At 69.3% G+C, this 2,210-nt stretch carries 2 protein-coding genes; both read right to left on the bottom strand.

All coding sequences use genetic code 11. From position 1 onward, the window contains the following. Positions 1-353 precede the first annotated feature (353 nt). The gene (locus ABT296_RS38535) at positions 354-1,199 is read right to left on the bottom strand and encodes an anti-sigma factor (RefSeq protein WP_351934804.1); all 846 of its coding nucleotides are present in this window, start codon (positions 1,197-1,199) and stop codon (positions 354-356) included. Continuing rightward, positions 1,183-1,788 carry an RNA polymerase sigma factor gene (locus ABT296_RS38540; protein ID WP_502977439.1) on the bottom strand — a complete coding sequence of 202 codons (606 nt, stop codon included), beginning with the start codon at positions 1,786-1,788 and terminating at the stop codon, positions 1,183-1,185. Before ABT296_RS38540 ends, ABT296_RS38535 begins: the two co-directional genes overlap by 17 nt. Positions 1,789-2,210: the final 422 nt, after the last annotated feature.

Genomic DNA, 2,210 nt, shown 5'->3' on the forward strand with positions numbered 1-2,210 from the left:
CGCTTGAACTCGGCCGTGTACCGCTTACTCATGTTGCTCACTACCTGTGACTGCTTCCTCCGGGACCAACCGTCCCAGTATCAAGCTGTCCGGCTGGCAGGGGGAACCTCACGGGCGACAGGTACGTCGAGCGTGCGACCACTCTCAAGCCCGTCGTGCATACAGGCGGTCGGGCCGCTGAACGGAGACAGTCCGCGCGACGGCGAACGAGTTTCGCGAGGCGGATCACCCTTGCGATTCTCATGGCTGCTGCCCTGGCAACTGGGTTGGTTCTCGGTGTCCGCAGCTGACCTGACCGCTCGATCAAGATGATCGGATGCGTCCGTCCGCTCAGTGATCTCGCCGCTGGACGGTCATCCGGCGTAGGGTCCTCGCACGAGGCTGTCGCCCGAGTGGTCGGGTTTGCCGTTGTAGGGCTGGACGGAGACGTCGACCTCGGAGTATTCGTTCAGGTCGACATTGTCGGGGACCGGCAGGGTGGCGTGTCCGTCCGGGCCGAGGACTCCCATGGAGATGAGCTTGGTGTGGCTGCGGTCCATGAGCCAGACCTCGAAGTAGCCCGACGTCTCCGGCAGGCCCTTGACGGTGATGTCGAGGGTCCGCTGTCCGTCGCTGTCGCTGAGGCTGGCGTAGCCGGCCGAGTCCGCCTGGAGCGAGTCGAGGCGGTTGCCGTCGTCGGGGGCCGCGGCGACGGCGGTGTTGTCGTGCGTGATCCACCAGGTGATCGTCGAGCCGGCGGCGGCACCGAGCAGGGCGGCGCACGCGGCGAGGGCGATGGTGAAGCGCGCCAGCCGGCGCCGCTTGCCCGGCGCGCGGTCACCGTCGGTCGCAGGCGCCTGCCGATCGGCGGCAGGCGCGGCAGGCAGATCCGGGACGACGGCCAAAGGGAAGTCCGACGGCTCCCGGTCCGTGGCGACGGCCGAGGGGCGGTCAGGCGGTTTCCGGTGCGTCGTGGCGGTCGCCTGGTACTCCGGGACGGACAGGTTGAGTTCCTGCGCGATCGAATCCCACAGGTCGGCCGGGGGGTCGAGCAGGTCGTCGTCGTCCGCCGACGGCGCCTTCATGGCCGTGGCCACTCGCCGCAGCCCGGCCAGCTCCTGCCGGCACCGACTGCATTCACGCAAGTGACGCGAGACCGAGGGGGACGGGTCCTCCCCAAGTGCCACCAGCGTCAGCGTGCCGTCATCCGTGTGTTCCACCGTCCACCTCCTCCAACCGGTCCCTCATGCGCAGCAGTCCACGCCGTGTGTGGCTCTTCACCGTGCCCAACGGCAGGCCGGTGCGTTCGGCGATCTGGGCCTGGGTGAGGTCCTCGTAGAACGCCATTCTCAGTACGGTCTGCTGTTGCTCGGGCAGTCGTTCCAGCTCGTCCTCGAGGAGTACGAAGTCCAGGACTTCGTCCGTCGGCGTGGGCGGCTCCTGCTTCCCGGTCGACGACGCGGCGGTGACCGCTTCCACGTCCCGCAGGTACCGCGAGCGCCGGGTGAGGGCGTCGGCGACCTTCTTGTGCGAAATGCCCATGATCCACGTCTTCAGTGAGCCACGCTGTGCGTCGTAGCCCTTGCGGCCGCGCCAGGCGCCGACGAACACCTGCTGCGTGACGTCCTTGGCCTCCTCCGCGTCTCCCAGTTTTCTCGCCGCCACCGTGTAGACCAAGGCACCCCATCGCCGGTACGCCTCGGCCAGGCACGACTCGTCGCCGTCGGCGAAGCCGTGCGCCAGCTGTTCATCAGAGGCGGACGTCACGGCCGCCACACTAGCCGCAAGGACCTCCGATCCGCCCCACATCCCCGTCACCTCGGCCTCTCCGCCTCGCCCTCGGGTGTCCGGTCGGGCACGGCTGCGACCGTGTCAGCGGGGGCCCGACCGAAGGCGTCACCGACCGCATCACTGGCCGGCCAGGAGACCACTACGACGCACCCGGTCGCGGCCACACACAGCCCGGCCACAAGGCCACGGCATGACGGCGGTCCATCCATACGGAGCTACCCCTCACCGGTCTTTTGCGGCCCGGGTGCCGAGCGGTGCTGCGACACCCGGGGCCTCGGCGTGCGTTATCGGGTGGAGGAGCGCAGCCGGAGCAGCAGCCCCGCCGCCACCAGTGCGGACAGGGCACCCACCGAGAGGGCGCCCAGGGGAACGCTCTCGTTGTGGGCGGCCGCTTCGCCGCTCTCACCCGCGGGAACACCGCCCGGCGCGGAGTGCAGATC

This window comes from Streptomyces sp. NPDC000983, from assembly GCF_040299205.1.
GTDB lineage: Bacteria > Actinomycetota > Actinomycetes > Streptomycetales > Streptomycetaceae > Streptomyces.

Coding starts and splice junctions, on each gene's coding strand:
- ABT296_RS38540 (WP_502977439.1), bottom strand. CDS start 1,788: ATGTGGGGCGGATCGGAGGTCCTTGCGGCTAGTGTGGCGGCCGTGACG.